22 protein-coding genes are annotated in these 22,324 nt (G+C 65.7%); 12 read left to right on the top strand and 10 right to left on the bottom strand.

All coding sequences use genetic code 11. The features are described 5' to 3' along the window. The first annotated feature begins 281 nt into the window (after window positions 1-281). On the top strand, window positions 282-998 hold the full coding sequence (locus AC1DD3_RS16720) for a GNAT family N-acetyltransferase (RefSeq protein WP_230117541.1): 717 nt from the start codon (window positions 282-284) through the stop codon (window positions 996-998). A gap of 106 nt (window positions 999-1,104) precedes the next feature. On the opposite strand, the gene AC1DD3_RS16725 is transcribed toward AC1DD3_RS16720, so the two are convergent. The 6 genes from AC1DD3_RS16725 to AC1DD3_RS16750 all read right to left on the bottom strand — a co-directional run bounded on the left by AC1DD3_RS16725 (window position 1,105) and on the right by AC1DD3_RS16750 (window position 6,691). Further along, window positions 1,105-2,619, bottom strand: a complete 1,515-nt coding sequence (locus tag AC1DD3_RS16725; protein ID WP_476882120.1) for a DHA2 family efflux MFS transporter permease subunit — start codon at window positions 2,617-2,619, stop codon at window positions 1,105-1,107. A gap of 64 nt (window positions 2,620-2,683) precedes the next feature. After that, on the bottom strand, window positions 2,684-3,109 hold the full coding sequence (locus AC1DD3_RS16730) for an ankyrin repeat domain-containing protein (protein ID WP_476876086.1): 426 nt from the start codon (window positions 3,107-3,109) through the stop codon (window positions 2,684-2,686). Further along, window positions 3,106-4,191: a CAF17-like 4Fe-4S cluster assembly/insertion protein YgfZ gene (gene ygfZ / locus AC1DD3_RS16735; RefSeq protein ID WP_230117538.1), complete on the bottom strand. Its 1,086-nt coding sequence runs from the start codon at window positions 4,189-4,191 to the stop codon at window positions 3,106-3,108. The genes AC1DD3_RS16730 and ygfZ overlap by 4 nt, the downstream gene beginning before the upstream one ends. A 73-nt stretch (window positions 4,192-4,264) precedes the next feature. Beyond that, window positions 4,265-4,987, bottom strand: coding sequence for a flavodoxin family protein (locus AC1DD3_RS16740; protein WP_476882121.1), 723 nt, complete (start codon window positions 4,985-4,987; stop codon window positions 4,265-4,267). 121 nt (window positions 4,988-5,108) lie between these two features. Further along, a complete protein-coding gene (locus AC1DD3_RS16745) occupies window positions 5,109-5,741 on the bottom strand; it encodes a nitrobindin family protein (protein ID WP_230117536.1) in 633 nt (210 codons plus the stop codon). A gap of 170 nt (window positions 5,742-5,911) precedes the next feature. Continuing rightward, entirely contained in the window at window positions 5,912-6,691 is a 780-nt protein-coding gene (locus tag AC1DD3_RS16750; RefSeq protein WP_476882122.1) for a permease, read from the bottom strand. Between the two features lie 321 nt (window positions 6,692-7,012). Here AC1DD3_RS16750 and AC1DD3_RS16755 point away from each other — a divergent pair, with 321 nt between their 5' ends. The 11 genes from AC1DD3_RS16755 to asd all read left to right on the top strand — a co-directional run bounded on the left by AC1DD3_RS16755 (window position 7,013) and on the right by asd (window position 17,437). After that, entirely contained in the window at window positions 7,013-7,711 is a 699-nt protein-coding gene (locus tag AC1DD3_RS16755; protein WP_230117535.1) for a winged helix-turn-helix transcriptional regulator, read from the top strand. Window positions 7,712-7,952: 241 nt separating this feature from the next. Next, complete coding sequence (gene mshD / locus AC1DD3_RS16760) at window positions 7,953-8,924, top strand: mycothiol synthase (RefSeq protein ID WP_230117534.1); 972 nt, start codon at window positions 7,953-7,955, stop codon at window positions 8,922-8,924. 105 nt (window positions 8,925-9,029) lie between these two features. Continuing rightward, window positions 9,030-11,279 carry an RNA degradosome polyphosphate kinase gene (locus AC1DD3_RS16765; protein ID WP_476882123.1) on the top strand — a complete coding sequence of 750 codons (2,250 nt, stop codon included), beginning with the start codon at window positions 9,030-9,032 and terminating at the stop codon, window positions 11,277-11,279. Window positions 11,280-11,288: 9 nt separating this feature from the next. After that, a complete protein-coding gene (locus AC1DD3_RS16770) occupies window positions 11,289-12,257 on the top strand; it encodes an NUDIX hydrolase (RefSeq protein WP_230117532.1) in 969 nt (322 codons plus the stop codon). Between the two features lie 67 nt (window positions 12,258-12,324). Continuing rightward, window positions 12,325-13,128 carry a thymidylate synthase gene (locus AC1DD3_RS16775; RefSeq protein WP_290369718.1) on the top strand — a complete coding sequence of 268 codons (804 nt, stop codon included), beginning with the start codon at window positions 12,325-12,327 and terminating at the stop codon, window positions 13,126-13,128. Continuing rightward, a complete protein-coding gene (locus tag AC1DD3_RS16780; RefSeq protein ID WP_476882124.1) occupies window positions 13,125-13,709 on the top strand; it encodes a dihydrofolate reductase in 585 nt (194 codons plus the stop codon). The genes AC1DD3_RS16775 and AC1DD3_RS16780 overlap by 4 nt, the downstream gene beginning before the upstream one ends. A gap of 10 nt (window positions 13,710-13,719) precedes the next feature. Then, window positions 13,720-13,938 carry an NF038396 family protein gene (locus AC1DD3_RS16785; protein ID WP_230117546.1) on the top strand — a complete coding sequence of 73 codons (219 nt, stop codon included), beginning with the start codon at window positions 13,720-13,722 and terminating at the stop codon, window positions 13,936-13,938. A gap of 155 nt (window positions 13,939-14,093) precedes the next feature. Next, window positions 14,094-15,179 carry a WXG100 family type VII secretion target gene (locus tag AC1DD3_RS16790; protein WP_476882125.1) on the top strand — a complete coding sequence of 362 codons (1,086 nt, stop codon included), beginning with the start codon at window positions 14,094-14,096 and terminating at the stop codon, window positions 15,177-15,179. Window positions 15,180-15,188: 9 nt separating this feature from the next. Then, window positions 15,189-15,836 carry a hypothetical protein gene (locus AC1DD3_RS16795; RefSeq protein WP_476882126.1) on the top strand — a complete coding sequence of 216 codons (648 nt, stop codon included), beginning with the start codon at window positions 15,189-15,191 and terminating at the stop codon, window positions 15,834-15,836. Between the two features lie 34 nt (window positions 15,837-15,870). Continuing rightward, complete coding sequence (locus AC1DD3_RS16800) at window positions 15,871-16,230, top strand: hypothetical protein (protein WP_476876097.1); 360 nt, start codon at window positions 15,871-15,873, stop codon at window positions 16,228-16,230. Between the two features lie 76 nt (window positions 16,231-16,306). After that, window positions 16,307-17,437 carry an aspartate-semialdehyde dehydrogenase gene (gene asd, locus AC1DD3_RS16805; protein ID WP_230117527.1) on the top strand — a complete coding sequence of 377 codons (1,131 nt, stop codon included), beginning with the start codon at window positions 16,307-16,309 and terminating at the stop codon, window positions 17,435-17,437. 856 nt (window positions 17,438-18,293) lie between these two features. Here asd and AC1DD3_RS16810 read toward each other — a convergent pair. The 4 genes from AC1DD3_RS16810 to AC1DD3_RS16825 all read right to left on the bottom strand — a co-directional run bounded on the left by AC1DD3_RS16810 (window position 18,294) and on the right by AC1DD3_RS16825 (window position 22,322). Further along, on the bottom strand, window positions 18,294-19,328 hold the full coding sequence (locus AC1DD3_RS16810; protein ID WP_230117521.1) for an AAA family ATPase: 1,035 nt from the start codon (window positions 19,326-19,328) through the stop codon (window positions 18,294-18,296). Between the two features lie 337 nt (window positions 19,329-19,665). Then, the gene (locus tag AC1DD3_RS16815) at window positions 19,666-19,815 is read right to left on the bottom strand and encodes a hypothetical protein (protein WP_476882127.1); all 150 of its coding nucleotides are present in this window, start codon (window positions 19,813-19,815) and stop codon (window positions 19,666-19,668) included. 245 nt (window positions 19,816-20,060) lie between these two features. After that, window positions 20,061-21,203: a winged helix DNA-binding domain-containing protein gene (locus tag AC1DD3_RS16820; RefSeq protein WP_476882128.1), complete on the bottom strand. Its 1,143-nt coding sequence runs from the start codon at window positions 21,201-21,203 to the stop codon at window positions 20,061-20,063. A gap of 51 nt (window positions 21,204-21,254) precedes the next feature. Continuing rightward, a complete protein-coding gene (locus AC1DD3_RS16825) occupies window positions 21,255-22,322 on the bottom strand; it encodes a UDP-N-acetylmuramate dehydrogenase (RefSeq protein ID WP_476882129.1) in 1,068 nt (355 codons plus the stop codon). Window positions 22,323-22,324: the final 2 nt, after the last annotated feature.

Consider the following 22,324-nt stretch of genomic DNA (forward strand, 5'->3'; position numbering starts at 1 on the left):
CGTACTCCCCAAGCGGTCAAACACCGCGAAAAATGCATCCTTCTGATCCTGCGAGTACCACCCGGATCCTGATGAATCACCGCTTAAACGAACCACGGTCGTTGCAACTCCCAAAAGTCGGGGTGTTGCAACGACCGCTAGAACCCAAGTGGGCGATTCAGGGCCTCATCTGTCCGTTCGCGATTTTCGGGGCGTAAGTGTCCGTCCGCGCTTTTCGGCGGGGGCTTAACTGTCCGTTCCCGCCGGGCTTGGGGGCGGGCCGGGGTCGGTAGGCTGGAGGCATGAGTCTTGAGCCCCACTCCGCCGCCATCATCCAGCTAGCCTGGGCGCGCCGTTTGGGGCTCGACGACGGCGCTTTCGCCACGGCCCTGGAAACCGGCGAACGCATCACCAGGGTTGAGGACTCTGCCCGGTCGGTGGAGTTCGTCCGACTCTTCGGCAGCTCCGTGCTGGTGGGGCCGCAGTGGGCGCTGGATGCCGCCGTCGGAATCTCCGATGAGGAAATGGCACAGCACGTCACCCTGCTGACCATCACGCGCCACCACGGCGGGCACGGACAGGGCTCCGCAGCGCTGTTCTTCGCCGATGATCTGCCGCTGCTGCAGCCCTCCGAGGAACTGACCGTCTCACACGGCAACCCGGAGGCGATCGAGCTGGAGGGCCTTTGCCCCCCGGACGACGTCAACGAGGTAGGGCTCTCGGACCTGGAAAACCGCTACACCATCATCCACGACGAGGACGGCCGCAAGGTGCCTGTGGCCTGCGGTGCGTACTCGGAATGGGAAGGAATCCTGGCCCACATGGGCGTTCTCGTGGCTCCCGAATGGCGGCGCCGAGGCCTGGGGTCGCTGGCGGCTTCGATCGCCGCGCACGAGGCCCTCGCCTCCGGGCTGACGCTGCAGTGGCGCTCGGACGTCAGCAATAAGGGCTCCCTGGCCACAGCACGCAGCCTGGGCTTCTCCACCGGCGGCATCCAGACCAGCGTGCTGCTGGGCTGAGCACGCCCGCACAACACAAGCCGGCACAAGCCGCGCCACCGGGCACAACGGCACCGCCGGACCAAAAGGTCCCGCCGGGCACAAAGGTCCCGGCGGCACGGCAGGCTTACAGCGTCTTCGCGTCCGCGCTCTCAGGCGTCGCGGCCTGCTGACCCGCCCAGCCCTGCACCGGCTTCGGCCGGGCGAAGAAGAGAGCCACCGCTGCGCCGAGCACGATCACGGCCGCGGGCAGCATGATGGACTGGCCCATCGCCGTCGAAAATCCCTCGTGGAGGGCTTCCGGCAACTTGCCGCCGAAGCTCGCCGACTCGCCGCCCGACCCGCCGGGCGCCCCGGCGGCAGGAAGTTCCGCCGCGAGCCTGGCCTGCATCAGCACCGCAATGGCGGCGCTGCCGAGGACGGCGCCGATCTGCCGCGTGGTGTTGTACACGCCGGCGCCGGCGCCCGCCTGCCGCGGCGGCAGGTTGCGGGTGGCCGTTGAACTCAGCGGAGCCCAGATACCGGCGTTCGCGAAGCCGAGCACGGCGCTCGGCAGCAGGAACAGCCACACCGGGGTGTCGGGATGCATCAGCGCCGAGTTCCAGAACAGGGCCACGGCCATGAGCACCAGCCCCGCGGAGGTGATGTATTTCGGGTTTACGCGGTCGATGATCCTGCCCACCACGGGGGCGAGGCCACCCGAAATCAGCGCCATCGGAACCATCATGAGGGCGGACTGCGTCGGCGTCATGCCGCGCACCATCTGGTAGTAGAAGATCAGCGGCAGGCCGAAGGCCGTGACGGTGAAGCCCACTGTGGTGATCCCGATGTTGGCGAGCGAGAAATTGCGGTCCTTGAAGAGACCAAGCGGCAGCAGCGGCTCGCCCTTATTAACGGCCTGCCAGACGACGAACAGCACCAGCACCACGATGCCGCTGATGATCAGGCCCCACACCGTTACGGGACCGGTGATGGCGCCCCAGTCGTAGGTCTCGCCTTCCTGAAGACCGAAGACGAGGAGGAAAAGCCCGACGGCGCTCAGCACCACGCCGGGGATGTCGAACTTGTGCGGGTGGGTGGTGAGCGACGGCACCAGGCGCCAGGCGAGGATGAAGCCAACGATCCCGATGGGGACGTTGATGAAGAAGATCCACTCCCAGCCAAGCCAGTCCACCAGCACGCCGCCGAGGATCGGGCCCACCAGCGTGGCCACGCCGGCAGTGGCGCCCCACAGCCCCATGGCGGCGCCGCGCCGGTCCGGCGGGAAAATGCGCGTGATCACGGCCATGGTCTGCGGCGTCATCAGCGCTGCGCCCAGGCCCTGGAGAACGCGCGCCGCGATCAGCATCTGGACGTTGCCGGACAGCCCGCACCAGAGCGAGGCCAGGGTGAAGACGACCAGGCCTGACAGGTAGAGCCGCTTGGGGCCGAACCTGTCACCGAGTCTCCCGGTGATCAGGAGCGGGACCGCATACGCCAAGAGGTAGGCGCTCGTGACCCAGATGACGGCATTGATGTCCGTGTCCAGCCCGGCCATGATGCTCGGGTTGGCCACGGAGACGATCGTGGTGTCGATCAGGATCATGAAGAACCCGATGACGAGCGACCAGAGGGCCGGCCACGGCCTGCTTACGTTTTCCAAGAAAGATTCCTTCAGTTGCAGACGGCTGGTGGGTGCCGGCGGTGTATTTCAGTCGGTGCCGGCCCTATGCCAGCAGCGCCTGGATGTCTTTGCGGGCGAACATCTCGGCGGCCGCGCGGGCCGAGGGGGTTCCGGCATCGGGGTCGGCTCCCGCGTCAAGCAGGACCCTGGCCACATCGGTGTAGCCCTTGAAGACGGCGCCGGCGAGCGGGGTCTGCCCGCGGTCGTTGGCGCCGTTGGCATCTCCGCCATGGTAGAGGATCAGCTGAACTGTCTCGGCGTGGCCGTGGTAGGCCGCGAGCATCAGCAGCGAATCCCCTGCGGCGTTGGTCAGGGTGGCCGGAGCGCCGGCGTTGAGGTAGCACCTGAGCGTGTCGGTCTCCCCGTTGCGTGCGGCGTCGAAGAGCGAGTGCGCCAACGCGAGCGTCTCCTCATCCGGCTCCGGCGACGGCGCGGTCCCCGGTGCCCCCGGGGCGGTCGGGTCTGTCATTTGTGGGTCCCCCTCAGGAATCCGGTCTGCCGGCCAATGACCTGCCCGGCGTCGGGAGCCACGATCACTTCCTGCGCGGCTGTGTACGGCTCTTCACCGTCCATGACAGTCAGTATTTCATCCGGAGCGACCGAACGCTTGATGACCGCCAGCGCAATGGGGCCCATCTCGTAGTGCTGAGCCACGGACGTGGCGGTTCCCACCTTGCGCTCCCCCAGCAGCACGGGACTTCCGGCCACCGGCATGGTGTGCTGGGAGCCGTCGAGCTGGAGGAACACGAGCCGGCGCGGCGGGTGGCCCAGGTTGTGCACGCGGGCAATGGTCTCCTGGCCCTTGTAGCAGCCCTTGGCCAGATGGACGGCGGTCCGGAGCAGATCAAGCTCGTGCGGAATCGTCTTGTCGTCGGTTTCGGCGCCCAGCCGGGGGCGCCAGGCCGCGATGCGCAGGGCCTCGGCCGCCGACACCCCTGCCAGGGGCCGGTCCCCCAGCGTTGCCTCGAGCTCCGCCGCCGGAACCAGGTATTCGAACCACGGGCGCTCGGCGCCGGGATGGGCGTCCTCGCCCACCACGGAATAGGCGTATCCGCCGGCACTGACGTGCGGCCACGGGTCCTGCCATACCGTCAGGGCAGACCACTCCGGCACGGCCCGGGTGGATCCCAGCACCGCCCAGTCGTCCGAGACGTCCGCAATTTCGACCCGCAGCATGAACTTCATCTTGTTCAGCCACTCCGCCAGCGGCATGGCTTCGGCTGCCTCGACGATCAGCCAGGTGCTGCCGCCGTCGTCCACCACCCGGGCGTCGAATTCGATGCGCCCCTGGACGCTCAGGAGCAGCAGCTCGCTGGATTCACCGGGCTGGAGATTGGTGACCTGCTGGGAGGAAAGCGTGTTGAGCCAGCTCAGGCGGTCGGGGCCGGTAACGGTCACCACGCCGCGGTGGGAAAGATCGACGACGGCGGTGCCGGTTGCGAGGGCGCGCTGCTCACGCAGCGGCTCACCGTAGTGGGACGCGACGCCGGAATCGGCACCGCCCGCTTCGACGGCTCCAGGGCGCGACAACAGAGGGCTCTTGATAGTCATATGAAAGGGAACGTCCTTGGCTCGGCGGGTATTCCGGTCTTGCAGGACCGGGCTGCGGGTCCGGCACCCGCCGTCAGCGGTACTCCGGATTTTCGAAACCGTACTTCGATCCGGCCTTCCATTCTTCCGGAAGGTTGCCGTAGGCGGGAATTCCGCCGGAATCCTTGAGCAGCCGGGCCAGATGAAGGAGATTCCACGTCATGAAGGTGGTGTTTCTGTTAGTAAAATCACTCTCCGGACCCCCGGACCCTTCATCGAGGTAGCTGGGCCCGGGGCCCACGGGGCCGATCCAGCCGGCGTCGGCCTGCGGAGGAATGGTGAACCCGATGTGCTGGAGGCTGTAGAGGACGTTCATGGAGCAGTGTTTGATGCCGTCTTCGTTGCCCGTGATCAGGCACCCGCCCACCTTGGGGTAGAAGGCCCACTGGCCCTTTTCATTGAGCTGCCCCGAATGCGCATAGAGCCGCTCGATGAGTTTCTTGGTCTGGGAGGAGTTGTCCCCCAGCCAGATGGGCCCGGCAACTACCACGATGTCGGCCTCCTGGACAGCGGGATACAGCTCCGGCCATTCATCGGTCTCCCAGCCATACTCGCGCATATCCGGGTACACACCGCTCGCAATGTCGTGGTCCACGGTACGGATGAGCCGCGTCGACACCCCCTGCTTTTCCATGATCAGCCGGCTGATCCGGATCAGGCCCTCCGTGTTGCTCGTTTGGGGCGAGCGTTTGAGGGTGCCGTTGAAGAAAACCGCCTTGAGGTCGCTGTAGATCGTCGGGACTTCAGCTTCAGCCATGTGGTGCTCCCTTGGTTGCGTCGGGCAGAGGAACTCGGGACCTCAGACCAACGTAGCCCACGGGAGCGGGCGGCGGAACAGAGCGGATCGCCGGGCTGTCAGGCGCCCGGCCGGGGAGCCGTCAGGAAACCTTTTTCAGGAACGCCGAGGCGTGGGCTTCCAGTCCGTTGCCCGGCTCCGAAGTGCCGGCTGCCGGGGAAGCGCCGCCGGTGGCGACATCCCAGCGCCACAGGAGGTTCCCGTCAACGAGACCGAAGATCCGCGTGGCCGCGCTGTAGTCCTTGGAGTGGCTGCCCCGCATCACCATGTCGGTGCTCAACTGGATCTGCGGGCCCTTGATCTGCCCGTAGTACAGCTCGGAAATCCCGCCCGGATGGGCGATGGAGACGGAAATGTCGAATCCGCCGTCCTTGTTCCGCAGTGCCTCCACCTCGTCGGCACTCTTAAGCGCCGGCACGATGTCCGCGGGGACAAGGCCGGGACCGCCGTCGGCGTCCAGTTGTTTGCGCTCAAGGGCCCAAAATCCGGTCTCGACCGTGAGGGGCCGGAGCTTGGTTCCGTCCTCATCGGTCAGCCAGCTCTCCGCACGGTACTGCAGGTACGGCAGGCCGTTGTGGGTGAACGAAACGCGTTGCACAAAGTGCTCAGAGCCTTCGTCGCCGGAACCAAGCCGTCCATGGCCCTCCCACTCACCAATGAGCCAGGACAGCGGAACCAGTTCGGGTGTCAGGTCTGTTGGAATCTCAATAGGCACGGTTGTTACCTCTGGAAGCTGCTAACAGGGGAAGCGGTTCTACTTCTGGCCCTTGAACAGGCGGTAGACCACGAAACCGGCAAACCAGGCCATGGACAGGCTCGCTACGCCGAGCAGGACAAGGAAGAAAATTTCATATGCAAGTACGGACATGGTGCCATCCTAACGCGTTAGAAGATGAGTAGTTTGTCTATGAAGTAGGCAAGGGATCCGACCGCCGCGACGGGCGCCAGGCCCATGCCCAGGGCCGCCGGGAAGTTCAGCGGCGTCCCCCGCAGTGTCACGAGTCGCCGGAAGCTGACGAGCACCGCCCCGACCACAACCCCGAACACCGCGGCGGGCAGGACAGCGATGTCGGAGAACACCAGTCCGGCCAGCGGGCCCGCGAGACCGGCCAGAACGATTCCCAGCGGCGCGACGATCCTGTCCGGCCAGCGGAGGAGGCCTGCCAGCAGCGCGACGGCGGCGCTGACGCCGGCGACGAGCAGCATTTCCCTGACCCCGTTAAACCGCGCTCCGGCGATCCAGCCTGCGCCCATGCAGGACAGTATGACGCCCACGCAACAGCCCAGGATCGATTCGAGCCGCTGAGCCTGCCCCGTTCCGCGGATCAGCTGGACCACGAACACGGAGGTGACCCCCAAGGCGATGAAACCCGGCGTCCAATTGAGGTAGCCCGGGGCGGAAACGGTGGCCGCCGCCACCGCGGAGCCGGCACCTGGCAGGCCGATCACCGCCGCGAGGGTCTTTTTGGCCGGTATCCCCAGGTAGTGCGGCCAGCCGACGCCCACGGCCAGCGCAACGACGACGCCGACGGCGAGGAGGACATCCGGTGTCCGGTAGACGCTGGCGATGATGGTGGCCAGGCCGGCCAGGCCAATGACTCCGATGCTCCACGACTTCACGGCGGACCCGGTGTGCGCCGCAGCGCTCACTTCCGGCGTGGCCATGGCGTACTCATCTCTGACTCTGAACTCAACTTCGCTGCGTCCTCATCCTGGCTGTGCCGTTGAAGGGCAGGGCTGACGCCCTGACGGTTTCAATCCTGCCCTATGTGACTGCCATATGTCGCAAATGAGGCACGCTGCAGGCCAGGATCAGTGCCTGTCTGGGGGCCGTTAGGTATACTCAAAGCTCAGCTACGCTTCCCGCTGCGGGAACCGGAGACGCCGGCTCGCCGGAGGCTCCGCCCGTTGCAGCCAGCACAGTACCGGCCGGTGAAAGCCCGGTTCAGTCGCCCAATGATGCGCGGACGGCCCCTTGGAGGAACAATGTCGCACATCCTGTTACTGACCAACAGCACCGGATCATCGGTGGACATTCTGCCTGCCTTGGAGCTGTTGAACCACCGGGTGCACATCCTGCCCGCGGAGCCCACTGCCCTGCTCGAAACGGATCCCTGCGACATTGTGCTGCTGGATGCGCGCAAGGACCTAGTGGGGGCCCGGTCGCTGACCCAACTCCTGAAGGCAACAGGCCTCAGCGCACCGCTGGTGCTGATCCTGACAGAAGGCGGCATGGCCGCCGTATCCTCGGCATGGGCAGTCGATGACATCGTTCTGGACTCCGCTGGCCCTGCCGAGGTGGAAGCCAGGATCCGGCTCTCCGTGGCGCGGGCCGTCCCGGAGAAGGAAGACCTGCCCTCCGAAATCCGGGCCGCCGGCGTCGTGATCGATGAAGCCAGCTATACCGCGCGGGTCAACGGCGCGGCACTAAACCTGACCTTCAAGGAATTCGAGCTCCTGAAGTACCTGGCGCAGCACCCCGGCCGGGTGTTCACCCGCCAGCAGCTGCTCACCGAGGTCTGGGGCTACGACTACTACGGCGGCACCCGGACCGTGGACGTGCACGTCAGGCGCCTGCGGGCCAAACTGGGCGCGGACCACGAAAACCTGATCAGCACCGTCCGCAACGTGGGGTACCGGCTCACCCTGGTGCGCCAGCAAGAGGACGAGCTCACCGAGGCCTGACGGGCTCCGGCGTCAAGAAGCCAAGCAACGCAAACGGCCCGGACTCTTTCGAGTCCGGGCCGTTTGCGTTGCTTATTTGCTTTAGTGGAGGACATACGGGTCGAACGTATCGAGGCCACCCCAGTGGTGGATCCCCCTCACATTCTGCTTCAGGAAGCTGAATGAGATAACGACTATACGGGGCCACCCCGGCCGGCCACAAATCGGGCAGCCCGGCGGCCGCTGCGTATAGCCTTACAGCATGAGTCCTGCGCATCCGGAGATCTGGCCTGTCACCGTCATCAGAGGCGGCGTGGACGCACAGCTGCTGCGGGACATCAAGCCCCTGCTGTCAGCCGCCGAGGAATCGGACGGCAACCCCTCCATTTCGGAACAGACCCTGGTGACGCTGCGCGCCGCGGACACCGGGCCCCACTCGCTGCTGACGCTGGCGCTGTACTCCCCGGACGAGGACTCCGATCCTGCCACCGCCCAGGACCTGGCGGGTTTCGCTGTGGTGGTCGAAGAAGCGGACGGCACGGGAGTCCTGGAGATCGCCGTCCACCCCAGCTACCGGAACCAGGGCGTGGCTGACCGGCTGGTTGGCACGCTGAAGTCTGAACGCGGATTCGGCGGGCTGAAGGCCTGGTCCCACGGCAACCACGAGGCTGCCGCGGACCTGGCGGCCCGCTACGGCTACGGCCCCGTCCGGGAACTGTGGAAGATGCGGCTCATGACCGCCGCGGCTGAACTGCCCGACGTCGGTCTTCCGGACGGCGTGGTGCTCCGCGCCTTTGTGCCGGGCAGGGATGAGGACGCCTGGCTGGCGGCCAACCGCGAGGCCTTCGCGCACCACCCGGAACAGGGCTCCATGACACGGGCGGACCTTGAGGCCCGGATGGCGGAGCCGTGGTTCGACCCCGCCGGCTTCCTGCTGGCCGAAGACGGGGACGGGCAGCTGCTTGGCTTCCACTGGACCAAGGTCCATCCGCGGCATGGCGACCATCCGGCCATCGGCGAAGTGTACGTCGTGGGCGTGACGCCGGCCGCCCAGGGCATGGGCCTGGGCAAGGCCCTGACAGTCGCCGGCATCAGGCACCTCCAGCAGCAGGGACTGCACGCGGTCATGTTGTACACGGATGCGGACAACTCCCCGGCAGTCTCGCTGTACCGCGGGCTGGGCTTCACCCGGTGGGACGTCGACGTGATGTACGGGCCGCTGGACGGACGTTAGTCCAGTCATTCGACGCACTGTCCGGTCCCGCTGAAATCTGCGGGTCCCGCACGGGCGAATGCTTGTAAGGTTGAAGCTAAATCCCGCCAGCATCAAGGAGAGAGCATGCAACCGGAATCCGCCGGATCAGCGACGACCGAAATCAAGGCGGCCCCGGTGCGCGCCCGTTTCGGCTCCTCCGAGGTGCCTGCGTCCCGCGCCACCCAGGACCGGATCGACATTCCGGAGTTTGCCGCCATCCTGGAGCCCGAGGGCGAAATCAGCCCGGACCGGTTCCTGGACCGTGAGCTGAGCTGGCTCGCCTTCAACGCCCGGGTCCTCGAGCTCGCCGAAGACTCCAACCTCCACCTCCTTGAGCGCGTCAGCTTCCTGTCGATCTTCGCTTCCAACCTCGATGAGTTCTTCATGGTCCGCGTGGCCGGCCTGAAGCGCCGGATCGCCACCGGCCTGGCGGTCCCCTCCCCCGCGGGGCTGAGCCCGGTCCAGGTCCTTGAGCAGATCGGCGAGGCCGCCCACACTCTCCAGCAGCGGCACGCGCAGGTCTACGCCGAACAGATCCGCCCCGCACTGGCATATGAACAAATCCACCTCATGCACTGGGAAGAACTCGACGACGAGGCCAAGAACCGCCTCAGCGTCATGTTCGCGGAAAAGGTCTTCCCCATCCTCACCCCGCTTGCTGTGGACCCGGCCCACCCCTTCCCCTATATTTCCGGGCTCTCGCTGAACCTGGCCGTGGTGGTCCGGAACCCCGTCAGCGACAAGGAGCTCTTTGCGCGTGTCAAGGTTCCGGACCAGCTGCCGCGCCTGATTTCCATCGACGGTCCGCGCGCAGGATCCGTGCCGGGACGGGTTGCCCGGTTCATCGCCCTCGAAGAAGTCATTGCGGTCCACCTGGACCGGCTCTTCGCCGGCATGGAAGTCCTGGAACACCACACCTTCCGCGTGACACGCAACGAAGACGTGGAGGTGGAGGAAGACGACGCCGAGAACCTCCTGCAGGCGCTCGAGAAGGAACTCCTGCGCCGCCGGTTCGGCCCTCCTGTCCGCCTCGAGGTCACCAACGACATCAACCCCAACATCCGCGCACTCCTGATCCGGGAGCTGGGCGTGGAGGAATCCGAGGTCTACTCGGTTCCTGCACCGCTGGACCTCCGCGGGCTCTCCGTCATTGCCGGCATTGACCGCGCCGACCTGCACTATCCCAAGCACGTGCCCCACACGTCCCGGTACCTGAACGAATCCGAAACGTCCAAGGCCGCCAACGTCTTCGCCGCGATGCGCCGCCGGGACATCCTGCTGCACCACCCCTACGATTCCTTCTCCACGTCCGTCCAGGCGTTCCTCGAACAGGCGGCCGCCGATCCGAAGGTCCAGGCCATCAAGCAGACCCTGTACCGCACATCGGGCGACTCCCCCATCGTTGACGCGCTCATCGACGCTGCCGAGGCCGGCAAGCAGGTACTCGCGCTCGTGGAAATCAAGGCCCGCTTTGACGAGCAGGCCAACATCTCCTGGGCGCGCAAGCTTGAGCAGGCCGGGGTCCATGTGGTGTACGGGATCGTCGGGCTAAAGACGCACTGCAAGCTGTCCCTCGTGGTGCGCCAGGAAGTCGACGGACTGCGCCGTTACTGCCACATCGGAACAGGCAACTACCACCCCCGCACAGCCCGTTACTACGAGGACCTTGGTCTCCTGACCGCCAACGAGCAGGTGGGCGAGGATCTCTCCAAGCTCTTCAACCAGCTCTCCGGCTACGCCCCGAAATCCACTTTCAAGCGCCTCCTGGTCGCACCGCGCTCGGTGCGCTCCGGACTGATCGACAGGATCGAGACCGAGATCCGCAACGCCCGTGCCGGCATTCCGGCGCGTGTGCAGATCAAGGTGAATTCCATCGTGGACGAGTCCATCATCGATTCCCTCTACCGGGCTTCCCAGGCGGGCGTTCCGGTAGACGTCATCGTGCGCGGCATCTGCTCGCTCCGGCCGGGAGTTCCGGGCCTCAGCGAGAACATCACAGTCCGTTCCGTCCTGGGCCGCTTCCTGGAGCATTCACGGGTGTTCGCCTTCGCCAACGGCGGCGACCCCGTGGTGTACATCGGATCGGCCGATATGATGCACCGCAACCTGGACCGCCGGGTTGAGGCACTGGTCCAGCTGTCGGGAGGCGAGGACACCACGTACGTCCTGGACATGCTCCGCCGGTACATGGATCCCGAAACAGCAAGCTGGCACCTCGACAATCAGGGAATCTGGAACCGCCATCACCTCGACGAGGACGGCAGGGAACTTGACGACGTCCAGTCCTGGCTCCTGGCTTCCCGCTCCCGCCAGCGCGCAACTGCCCGGCGGTAGGAAACGGGTTTGAAGAGCGATTCACCGATAGCCGACCAGACCGATCACCCGGGCGAGCCGGTTGCCGTCACGGCGGCTGGCGCCTTGCCGTGGCGGATCAGGAAGGACCAGCTGGAAGTCCTGCTGATCCACCGGCCCCGGTACGACGACTGGTCCTGGCCGAAAGGCAAACTCGACGCCGGCGAAACGGTCCCCGAGTGCGCCGTCCGCGAGGTGGAGGAAGAGATCGGGCTCCAGGCACCCCTGGGGATTCCGCTGCCGCCCATCCACTACCACGTGGCCAGCGGGCTGAAGGTTGTGCACTACTGGGCCGTGGAAGTGAACGGCGCTCCGCTGCGGCCTGACGGCAAGGAGGTGGACAGCGTGATGTGGTGCACCCCGGAGAAGGCTGCTTCACTGCTGTCCAACCCCTCCGACATCGGGCCGCTCGAGTACCTGGCGGCGGCCCATGCCCGGATGGAACTGCACACCTGGCCCCTGGTGATCGTGCGCCATGCCAAGGCGAAGCCTAGGTCGTCGTGGACGAAGGCCGAAGGCGAGCGGCCGCTGGCAGCCACCGGCGTGCGCCAGGCCCAGGCCGTGCGGAGGCTGCTCCACGCCTGGAAGCCCCTTCGGGTGGTCAGCAGCCCCTGGCAGCGCTGCGTCGCCACGATCGCCCCGTACGCCAAGGCCACGGACGCAAAAGTGAAGCTGGTGGATGCGCTGACAGAGCACCGGCACGCACGCAATCCCAAGAAGACGGCCGCCACGATTGAGTCCCTGTTCGATAAGCAGCGCGCCGTAGTGCTGTGCACCCACCGGCCCGCACTGCCTACCGTCCTGAGCCAGCTGGGCGTCTACATGAACACCAGGCTGAAGGGCGTGCTTCCGGTGGCCGACCCGTACCTCGCCCCGGGGGAAATGATCATCTGCCACGTGGCGCACAGCAGCAAGAGCAAGATCGTGGCCGTGGAGCAGTTCAAGCCGTTCGACGACTGAAAGCTGCTGACCGGGCCGCCGCCCCGGGGGCCCCGCACCCCCAAGCTGTTCCCACTAGACTGGACGCGTGAACATCCCAACGCCCTATGAAGACCTTCTGCGCGATGTCATGGCAAACGGCACGCATAAATCCGACCGCACCGGTACCGGCACCAGCAGCGTCTTCGGACGCCAAATCCGCTTTGACCTGGGCGAGGGCTTCCCGCTCATCACCACGAAGCGCGTGCACTTCAAGTCCGTCGCCGTTGAGCTGCTGTGGTTCCTGCGCGGCGACACCAACGTGAAGTGGATGCAGGACCAGGGCGTGACCATCTGGAATGAATGGGCTGACGCCGACGGCGAACTCGGCCCGGTCTACGGCGTCCAGTGGCGCAGCTGGCCCACTCCCGACGGTGGCCACATCGACCAGATCACGGAGCTCGTCGAAAACCTGAAGGCCAACCCGGATTCCCGCCGGCACATCGTGTCGGCCTGGAACGTGGCCGAGCTGAAGGACATGGCGCTGCCGCCCTGCCACGCGTTCTTCCAGTTCTACGTCGCCGACGGCAAGCTGTCCTGCCAGCTGTACCAGCGGTCGGCGGACATGTTCCTGGGTGTCCCGTTCAACATCGCCTCCTATGCGCTGTTGACCTGCATGCTGGCCCAGCAGACCGGCCTGGAGCCCGGCGAATTCGTCTGGACCGGCGGCGATGTCCACATCTACGAAAACCACATGGACCAAGTCCTGAAACAGCTGGAGCGGGAGCCCTACGAGTATCCGCAGCTGAAAATCACGCGCAAGCCGGCCTCGATCTTCGATTACACGCTGGACGACTTTGAAGTGGTGGGATACCGCCACCACCCCACAATCAAGGCGCCGATCGCAGTATGAGTGCCGAAGAGACCATGGATCCCCAGACCTTCAGCGAGAACATCGCGGCAAACATGACCGGGATCGGGCTGGTTTGGGCACAAACTACAGCCGGGGTGATCGGCAACGCCGGCGATATGCCGTGGCACCTGCCCGAAGACCTGAAGCACTTCACCAAGGTGACCAGCGGACATCCCGTCATTATGGGCCGCAAGACCTGGCTGTCCTTCCCGGAGAAGTACCGCCCCCTCCCCAACCGGACCAATATCGTCATTACCCGGCAGGAAGACTGGGCCCGCACGCCCGAGGCGGAGGGCGCCGTCGTCGTCAAGTCCCTTGATGATGCCCTCCTCGAGTCGCAGTTTGCACCCGGCTTCGAGGCGGTCTGGATTGTGGGCGGCGGCGAGATCTTCGAGCAGTCCACGGAGATCGCCAATATTGCCGTAGTCACCACCATTGATATGGAGGCCGATGGCGACACGCACGCCCCCGAACTCAACGCGGCGTGGGTTCCGGAAGACTCAGTACCCAGCGAAGGCTGGCTGACCGCGGCCAACGGCACCCGCTACCGGTTCACACAGTGGAACCGGACGGAAGGTTAGACGAATGCAGATGCTCAGAAAACCCGAAACCCTGTTCGTGCTGGGCTACATGCTGCTGCCGCTGCTCGCCCTGCTGTCCGCGATCGTTGGGCTGACCATGATCCTTGGCGGCAACAAGATCGCGGGCATCATCGTCCTGGTTGTCGTAACCCAGGTATTTGCCTTCGGCGCCTTCTTTGCCCTGCGCGCCCGCAAGAGTGCCCTCCTTGAGGAGACCGACCCCCGGTAGCTCCGGGACCGCCGTCGGCTCTGGGCCGCCGACGGCGACCGGCGATGGGGAGCGCTGCCCATCGCGGCGGCGGCACACCGCCATTACAGTGTTGGCAGGACTCGGCAGCAACCGTTCAGACGCAGAACGTTCAGATTTTGGGGGATGATGCCACAGTGGCAGGCAACTTGTGGGGCTCGGACGTTGCGCAGCTGCGCACGCTCGCTCAGCAGTTCGGAAAGGTGTCCGACAACCTGTTGCAGCAGTCTTCGCAGCTGACCAACCAGATCAACAACAACCCTTCGTGGAAGGGCAACGACGCGACGCAGTTCCGCTCGGACTGGAACGGCAGCCACCGGGCCCTCATCCAGAGAACAGCCCGCGCACTGAAGGAAGAATCCAGGAAACTGCTCGAAAACGCCAACGAGCAGGAGAAGGCCAGCAACGCCGGCGGCCCCGGTACCTTGGGCGGTCCGGGCTCTCTGGGTGGCCCGGCCGGCGGCGCGGGCGGGTTCTCCGTTGGCGGTGTGCTGCTCGGCGGATTTGGGATGCTGAAGGCGGGCATGACCATCCAAAAGTTCATCAAGGCCCCGCTCACCCTGGCCAAGCACGCCGGACAGTACGGCTGGGTTTTGAAGAATCAGCGCGCAGAGTTCATCAAGTCCTTCCTCCAAGGGAGCCACCGGATCGGCGGCCCCGGCTTTGCCGCTCACAGACTGCTTGGCAATCCAGCCCTGGATGATCTGCTTAAGGGATCTTCGGCTGCCAACCGCGGCATCGGCCTGATCGATAAGGCCACCGACATTGCTTCCCTGAAGAACCTGAATAAGTACGTCGGCCCGCTGGGCAGGTTCGAAGGGGTGTTCGCGGAAAAGCCCTGGCTCGGCGCGGGCACCAAGCTCGAGTGGCTCGGCAAGTCCGGCGTCGCGCGCACGCTGGGCTGGGCGGGCGTCGGCTTCAGTGCCTACGACTCCGTCAAGAGCTTTTCCGACGGCGACATCAAGGGAGGCCTTGTGGGGGCCGGAAAGACTGCCCTCGGCGTCGGCTGCTTTTTGCCGCCTCCGGCAGGAACCGTCTGCCAGGTCGCCAGCGTCGGAATCGCCGTCTATGAGAATTGGGACACCATCAGCAGCGTGGGCAAAAATGTTGGCGAGGGGATCGTCAACGCGGTGAAGGATCCCGGAAAGTTCATCAGCGACACGAAGGATTCGGTTGTGGACGCGGGCAAGTCCGTAGGCAAGTTCTTCGGAATCGGCGACTAGGAGACGAATATGAGTGTTCAGGACGAAACCCAGCAGGAGCCCAGGCTCGGCATCGACGTCATCGGGTTCGGCGTGGGGGAGTTTGCCTACCTGCTCAACGTGTTTGAGGGGCCGGCCAGGGACCGTTCCGTCAGCGTTTTCCGCGCCGAGGAGGTCGTGGATGATGTGACGCTGTCCACGGCCGGGGCTTCCTCGCTGATGGCGCGGGATCTGGCCTCGGTGGATGAGGACGGTGACCTGGGAGTGACCGGCGTCGCGGCGGCTGTGGCTACCGCCCTCGGCAAGGCGACCACGTGGACCGAGATCTCGCTTCTGACCGGCGATGCCATGGACAACGTGGTGCTGCTGGAGGCACCCGGGGTGGCGCTGATGCTTCAGCCCCGGCTGCTGGGGACCTGGTTCGTTTTCGCCCAGGATCCCGCCATTACTTCCGCAGAGGCGACGCTTCGTGTCGTCCGCCGGCATGTCGAGCAGAACGACGGCGGTTCCGCCTACCTCGTTTTCAAGACGCTCGACGCCGAACGGCACCTGCTGATCCGGCGTGAAGGTGAGACCTGGACTACCGGCATCCCGGACTTCGACAAGGACGAGGTCGCCGAATCCCCGGGCCTGGACGACGCCGGGCTTCTGGCAGCGATTGAAGATGCCCGTGGCTAGGCGAAGTGAGGGAGTACCCCAGGAACCGGGCTACGTGCCGTCCAGCCCATCAGACGGCCAGCTGATCTACCGCAGGGCGGAGAATGGCGAGATGGTGGGCTACACGCCAGCCGAATACGGTGTTCGCAAAGACGACGGCGGCGGCTTGGTCAAGCCCGTGAACAGCTCCGGCGGCCTGCTCTTCCTCGCCATCCTCCTCACTGCCTGCCTGGGAGGCCTCATTTACGGCGTCGTCCAGATCGCCATCCAGGGTTCGTGGCACATTCTTGGCGAAATATGGTGGGTCTTTCCCGCCTGCCTCTTTCCCTTCACTTTCGCTTGGGCCAGCTATTTCAAGGAGCGACGGGCAGAGAAGCTTCGCAAGGCCCGCAATCTTGCCCGGCCGGTTGCGTAACGTCGCCATTCCGATCGCGGGCAGGGAGTGACGTAACCGACTGCGCCGTGCCGGTTCCGAAGTCTAAACTGAACGAATGACTACAGCAGCTACTCCGTCCGTTGGACTTGTCGGTTGGCGTGGCATGGTCGGTTCCGTCCTGATGCAGCGCATGCAGGATGAGGGCGACTTCGCCACCATCAACCCGGTGTTTTTTTCCACCTCGAACGCGGGAGGTGCCGCCCCCTCCTTCGCTGAAGGGGCAGGCAAGCTCGAGGACGCGTTCGACGTCGAGACGCTGGCCAAGCTGCCGATTATCGTCACCGCCCAGGGCGGGGACTACACCAAGCAGGTCCACGGCGAGCTGCGCAGCCGCGGCTGGGATGGCCTGTGGATCGACGCCGCGTCCACCCTGCGCATGAACGACGACTCGATCATCGTGCTGGACCCCATCAACCGCGACGTCATCGACAAGGGCCTCGTCAACGGCACCAAGGACTTCATCGGCGGCAACTGCACCGTGTCCTGCATGCTCATGGGCCTTGGCGGACTGTTCAAGAACGGCCTCGTCGAGTGGGGCACGTCCATGACCTACCAGGCGGCGTCCGGCGGCGGCGCCCGCCACATGCGCGAACTGCTCAGCCAGTTTGGCACGCTCAATGCCGAGGTCAGCACGGAACTTAACGACCCGGCGTCGGCCATTCTGGACATCGACCGCAAGGTGCTTGCCCACCAGCGCACAGGCGTCGACGCCACACAGTTCGGTGTGCCGCTGGCTGGGTCCCTGATCCCCTGGATTGACGCGGACCTGGGCAACGGCCAGTCCAAGGAAGAGTGGAAGGCCGGGGTGGAGACCAACAAGATCCTCGGTACCTCCGACGAGAACCACGTCATTATGGACGGACTGTGCATCCGGATCGGCGCCATGCGCTCCCACTCACAGGCGCTCACGCTCAAGCTGCGCGAAGACCTGTCCGTCGCCGAGATCGAGAAGCTGCTTGACGAGGACAACGAGTGGGCCAAGGTTGTGCCCAACAGCAAGGAAGCCTCGATGGCTGAGCTCACTCCGGTGGCAGCCTCGGGCACGTTGGACATTCCCGTGGGTCGCATCCGCAAGCTCGAGATGGGGCCGCAGTACATCAGCGCCTTCACCGTGGGCGACCAGCTTCTCTGGGGTGCGGCTGAGCCCCTGCGGCGCATGCTGAACATCGCCACCGGGACTCTTTAGCCACCCCCTCAGGCGGCCCTGCCCCGCACGAACGGACCCGCTCAGGGACCGCTCATGCGGTGCGGGGCCGCCTTTGTGTGTCGGCCCTTGCCAGGGTGGCGAGCACCCGACGCCTCGGCTCGGCGGGTGCGTCCAGGTGCTGCCACTCATCCCGAACGAATCTCAATGATGTTGTCAACGGACTCCTGCGGGTCGGTTAGGGGCGGCCCCCTCTCGCTCGGCGTTCCCGAGTAGGGCTCGCGAGACTTCTTTTCGCTCATGGTTGTGTTCCTTCCAGGTGGGGCGGCGGCGGCCTGGCTGACCGGCCAGCTTCCCTCCTCCCCCGTTTGTTTTTTTGCCTGCTGGCGGAGCAACGCGTAGCTGTGCCCGACGGAGCCCGGGCACCCGAAGGGCAAGCAGCGGATGGATTGTGGGAGGAAATAAGCGCAGCGCCGACACAATCCATCCGGTGTGCAGCCGTCCGCAGGACGGTTGAGCCGGTGGAGCGGGCACGTACGATCCGCCGGACAGCAGCAAGAAACAGAAAAAGCGCTACTACAGCCCGAGCGCAGCGAGGCCCTTTTGTGCAGTCTTCAAAAGAGGTGAGGCCAACCCCATAGTGAACTGCTCCCTGAAGTGAACTGAAAATTCAGTTCTAACTTACGGGGAGCAGTTTCATGTTTAAGGGCAGTTCGTTGTCTGAGGAGCAGCGCGAAGCCGCGGTGGCGCTGCTTGCGACCGTTGCGGGTCCAGGGCCGTAGCGAGCAGCTTGGGGTGGGTAGGAAAGCTGTCCTAGGGTTGCACGTCAGTGGAATAGTTGTGCTTTTCCCGCTCGGGTGCGGGACGGGCCTTCGCCTGACAGCCGCCGCAGATCCGGTCAGACCAGCCAGTGCCACCAGCGTGACTGCTCCGGTTCCGGGGTCGGTTCCGGCTCCGGCTCCTCGCCCAAGGCCAGCGCGGCCTCGACGATGTCGTCCGCGGTGAGCGTCATGACGGCCTCACGATCGAGCGCGTCGAGACTTTGTTCCTCGTCGAGCGACAGCCGCAGCGCCTGGCGGTTGAGCGCCTGCTCGAACAGCGTGCGGGCGAACCGTGCGTTGCCGGAGTCCTCACCCGCGTGGAGCCCGGTGAGGATGCGGCGCAGGATCTGGTCCGTACCCGGCTCCAGCGTGTACTCGTGCTGGGCCAGCATCTGGTGGAAGATCGTCTGAAGTGCGTCGACGGAGTAGTCGGGGAACGTGATCTCGCGGGCGAACCGGGAGCGCAGTCCGGGGTTCGAGAGCAAGAAGGACTCCATCAGCCGCGGGTACCCGGCCACGATCACGACCAGGCGGTGGCGGTGGTCCTCCATCCGCTTGAGCAGGACCTCGATCGCCTCGGGACCGAAGTCCATCCGGCCGTCCTCCGGGGCCAGCGCGTAGGCCTCGTCGATGAACAGGACGCCGTCCAGCGCACGCCGGATCACCCGGTCCGTCTTGATGGCGGTCGCGCCGACATACTGCCCCACCAGGCCCGAACGGTCAACCTCGACCAGGTGGCCTTTCTGCAGCAGACCGACCGCGCGGTACATCTCGGCTAGGAGCCGCGCCACAGTGGTTTTGCCCGTGCCCGGATTTCCGAGGAACACCAGATGCTGTGATGTGGCCACCTCCGGCAGGCCGTGCGCCTTACGCCGGGCCTGGACCTGGAGCAGTGCGACGAGCGCCCGCACCTGTTCCTTCACGGTCTCCAGTCCGACCAGCGCGTCGAGCTCGGCCTGCACCTCGGACAGCGGCCGGGCCGGGCCGGGCCTCGCACCGATGAGATCGCCGACCAGGTCGTCAACGCGCTCCGAACCGTGCAGCCTGAGCTGATCGGTCAGATGGCCGATGGTTTCGCGCAGGTCGTCGAGCGGATTGCGGCTGGCAGCCATGCATCCACTGTAGTACTCGATTCCCGACCGGGGTGGGGTTGGCCTCACCAGCATCAACTCCCTTTTGGTCGTAGTATTCACGCGGGCACGTACGATCCGCAGGACAGCAGCAAAAAACAGAAAAACGCTTCTACAGCCCGAGCGCAGCGAGGCCCTTTTAGTCAGTGTTTAAACGAGGCCCTTTTAGTCAGTGTTTAAACGAGGCCCTTTTAGTCAGTGTTTAAACGAGGCCCTTTTAGTCAGTGTTTAAAGAGGTGAGGCCGGCCCCTCAGGGGGCCGGCCTCAGTTTTTCCCTCAGCAAAAGGAAATCTGTGGTGCAGCGTCGTCGCTGCGGAGGTTACTGGTCCAGCGGGGATTTTTCCCAGGAGATATCCACGACAGAACCCGTCCGGGGCGTGGTCAGCATGGAGACTTCCAGCATGTCCTGGGCGTGGGTGGCATCAGCGGGTGCGGCGTCGTCGTCCGTAAGGATGAAGTCGTGGCTCATGGTGCTGCTCCCTGGCGTGAGTGGTCTCCGTTGCACTCTCACTGTAGCCCGGCGGCAGGCCCTTGCCCTTTGTGGGTGCTGCGCCCGCGTCAGCGTTATCGGCGGCCGGAGGAGCGAGCGGGGGAGGCCGCTACCGCGCCGGGGCGCACAACCGTTGCTGCCCCGGGCCGCCGGTCATGCGGGCGGAGGCCGATCGTGCGGGAGGAGCGAGCGGGGGCGGCTGCTGCGCCAGCACCCGCGAGGCATCAGGACGCGAGAAACCTCTCGTACCGCGAGGCGGACCTGGTGAACCCTGCCAAGGTCGCCGGGCCCAGGGGCTTGGAGTCATCGAACGGCACCGGAACGAACGAGGCACTGCGCCCGGTTCCGTGCCTCGCCCACGTTCCGACCACCTCGCCGCCGGCCACGATCGCCTTCTTGAACACTCCGTTGCCGCCCGGGACAATTTTCTGGGCATGCTCCGGCGGCAGCACCAGGCTCCGGTCCGTGTACCCGAGGACAAATTCGTCGAACCCCGGCAGGGCAAGGACGGTGCGCTGGCCGGGCACGGCGTCGCCGAGCAGCGCGGCTGTCTCGGGTGAGAGCCAGTAACTTACTCCGCCAAACTCCAGTTCCACGAGCTCTCCACTGACGGCAGGAAGCGCGGCCCGGACCTCTGTCAGGGGAATGCCGGACCACCAGGCAAAGTCCCTCACCGTCGCAGGCCCGTGGCTGCGCAGGTACCTCAGCAGCAGCTCGGCAATGCCCTCTTCGCGGCCGAGGTCCCGCGAGGAGGTGATCCAGTCGTCGAACGCCACGAACTTCTGCTGGTTCCGGTCCAGCGGCCCGGGCACCAGCGAAGCGCTCTGACACAGCAGACCCAACAGGTGGATGCCACGCTGCCCAGTGGGAGGCTGGCCTGCGGCGTCGAAGGCCGCGAACAGCTCCCCGCGCGTGGCGCCTTGCACTCCAGAAACGTCCCGCCCTCCGGAAAGCCCGCGCCCGCCGGAGACGAGGTCCAGTGCGACCTTCCGGCAGACGTCAACGTCGCTGCCGGTGATCTCCAGCTGTCGGTGCCGGCTCGACATGCCCTGGACCAGCCGTGCCGTGGTGATGTTGAGGATCCAGCGCAGATCCTCCGGTGCCAGCAGGTGGAGGGTGCCGCGCATGGGCCACGACCGCACAACGGTTCCCGCGTCCAGGGCGGCCCGCACCTCGCCGAGCCCCGCGCCCGGAACCCGCAGGCCCACGGCCCACAGCGCGGCCTGAAGGTCCTGGGCCTGCATCGCCGTCATCCGGCGGACAGCCTCCGGAACGCCGGCGAACCCCTCCCCCAGCAGCCCTTGCGAGGCCAGCCGCAGCCGGCCGAGAATCTTTGCCGTAACCCGTGTCCGCGCCACCGATGCCATGAGCCCATCCTAGGACGGCCGGCACGTCAGGTCAGCGCAGCAACCACGGCTTTAGAGCTCCACGCCAATCAGCAGCGGCTCCGGGTGAAGTTCAATGCCGAAACGCCCGACGACGCCGGCCCGCACCTCCCGCGCGATCGCCACCATGTCGGCGGCGCTGGCAGAGCCCCGGTTGGTGATGGCCAGGGTGTGTTTGGTGGACAGCGAAGCCCTGCCACCGGAAACGCTTCCGGCATCCAGCCCGAAGCCCTTGCCGAACCCGGCCTGGTCGATCAGCCACGCCGCGGAAAGTTTCACCAGACCGTCCGATCCGGCCGGATACTGCGGCGCATTCTCCGGAAGCCCTGCCGCCACCTCTGCGGAGACGACGGGATTGGTGAAGAAGGAGCCGGTGGAGTACGTGTCGCGGTCTGCCGGGTCGAGGACCATGCCCTTGGAGGCACGCAGCCGGAGGACTTCACGGCGGACGTCGTTGGAGTAGGCCCGCTGGCCCTGCTCGACGCCGAGGACCCGGGCCAGCTCGGCGTAGCGGACGGGGGCGCTCATCCGGCCCAGCGGCAGCTGGAACTCGACCGTGAGCACCACGTAGCGCGGGGAGCCGTTAACAGTGGTCTGCTTGAGGATGGAGTCCCGGTAACCGAACTTGAGCTCGGAGCTGGTGAATGTCTGCACGGCGTTGCGTTCCCGGTCCCAGGTGCGGACGGCGGCGATGGTCTGCGAAACATCGGATCCGTACGCTCCCACGTTCTGCACCGGGGTGGCGCCGGTGGCTCCGGGGATGCCGGCGAGCGCCTCAATCCCGGACCACGCGTGCAGCACCGCATGCTGTACCAGGGCATCCCAGTTGTGGCCGGCCTGGACCACCACGGCAACGCCGCCGCACGAATCCTCCGCGTTGACGGTGAACCCCTCGGAGGCGATCCTGACGACGGTTCCGGGGAACCCGTCGTCGGAAATCAGCAGGTTGGATCCGCCGCCGATGATCAGCAGGGGCTCCCCGGCGGCGTCGGCAGTCCGCACCGCGTCAATGATCTCCGCTTCCGTGCGGGCCTCGATATAGTTGCCGGCGGGGCCGCCGACGGCAGCCGTGGTCAGATCGGAAAGCATGGTGGGAGTCACCC

Source organism: Arthrobacter sp. 05T444 (assembly GCF_056395905.1).

Bases quoted from the DNA above. Each gene is read 5' to 3' on its own strand.
- AC1DD3_RS16720 (WP_230117541.1), top strand. From the start codon at position 282: ATGAGTCTTGAGCCCCACTCCGCCGCCATCATCCAGCTAGCCTGGGCG.
- AC1DD3_RS16730 (WP_476876086.1), bottom strand. From the start codon at position 3,109: ATGACAGACCCGACCGCCCCGGGGGCACCGGGGACCGCGCCGTCGCCG.
- ygfZ (WP_230117538.1), bottom strand. From the start codon at position 4,191: ATGACTATCAAGAGCCCTCTGTTGTCGCGCCCTGGAGCCGTCGAAGCG.
- AC1DD3_RS16740 (WP_476882121.1), bottom strand. From the start codon at position 4,987: ATGGCTGAAGCTGAAGTCCCGACGATCTACAGCGACCTCAAGGCGGTT.
- AC1DD3_RS16750 (WP_476882122.1), bottom strand. From the start codon at position 6,691: ATGGCCACGCCGGAAGTGAGCGCTGCGGCGCACACCGGGTCCGCCGTG.
- AC1DD3_RS16755 (WP_230117535.1), top strand. From the start codon at position 7,013: ATGTCGCACATCCTGTTACTGACCAACAGCACCGGATCATCGGTGGAC.
- mshD (WP_230117534.1), top strand. From the start codon at position 7,953: ATGAGTCCTGCGCATCCGGAGATCTGGCCTGTCACCGTCATCAGAGGC.
- AC1DD3_RS16765 (WP_476882123.1), top strand. From the start codon at position 9,030: ATGCAACCGGAATCCGCCGGATCAGCGACGACCGAAATCAAGGCGGCC.
- AC1DD3_RS16780 (WP_476882124.1), top strand. From the start codon at position 13,125: ATGAGTGCCGAAGAGACCATGGATCCCCAGACCTTCAGCGAGAACATC.
- AC1DD3_RS16785 (WP_230117546.1), top strand. From the start codon at position 13,720: ATGCTCAGAAAACCCGAAACCCTGTTCGTGCTGGGCTACATGCTGCTG.
- AC1DD3_RS16795 (WP_476882126.1), top strand. From the start codon at position 15,189: ATGAGTGTTCAGGACGAAACCCAGCAGGAGCCCAGGCTCGGCATCGAC.
- asd (WP_230117527.1), top strand. From the start codon at position 16,307: ATGACTACAGCAGCTACTCCGTCCGTTGGACTTGTCGGTTGGCGTGGC.
- AC1DD3_RS16810 (WP_230117521.1), bottom strand. From the start codon at position 19,328: ATGGCTGCCAGCCGCAATCCGCTCGACGACCTGCGCGAAACCATCGGC.
- AC1DD3_RS16815 (WP_476882127.1), bottom strand. From the start codon at position 19,815: ATGAGCCACGACTTCATCCTTACGGACGACGACGCCGCACCCGCTGAT.
- AC1DD3_RS16820 (WP_476882128.1), bottom strand. From the start codon at position 21,203: ATGGCATCGGTGGCGCGGACACGGGTTACGGCAAAGATTCTCGGCCGG.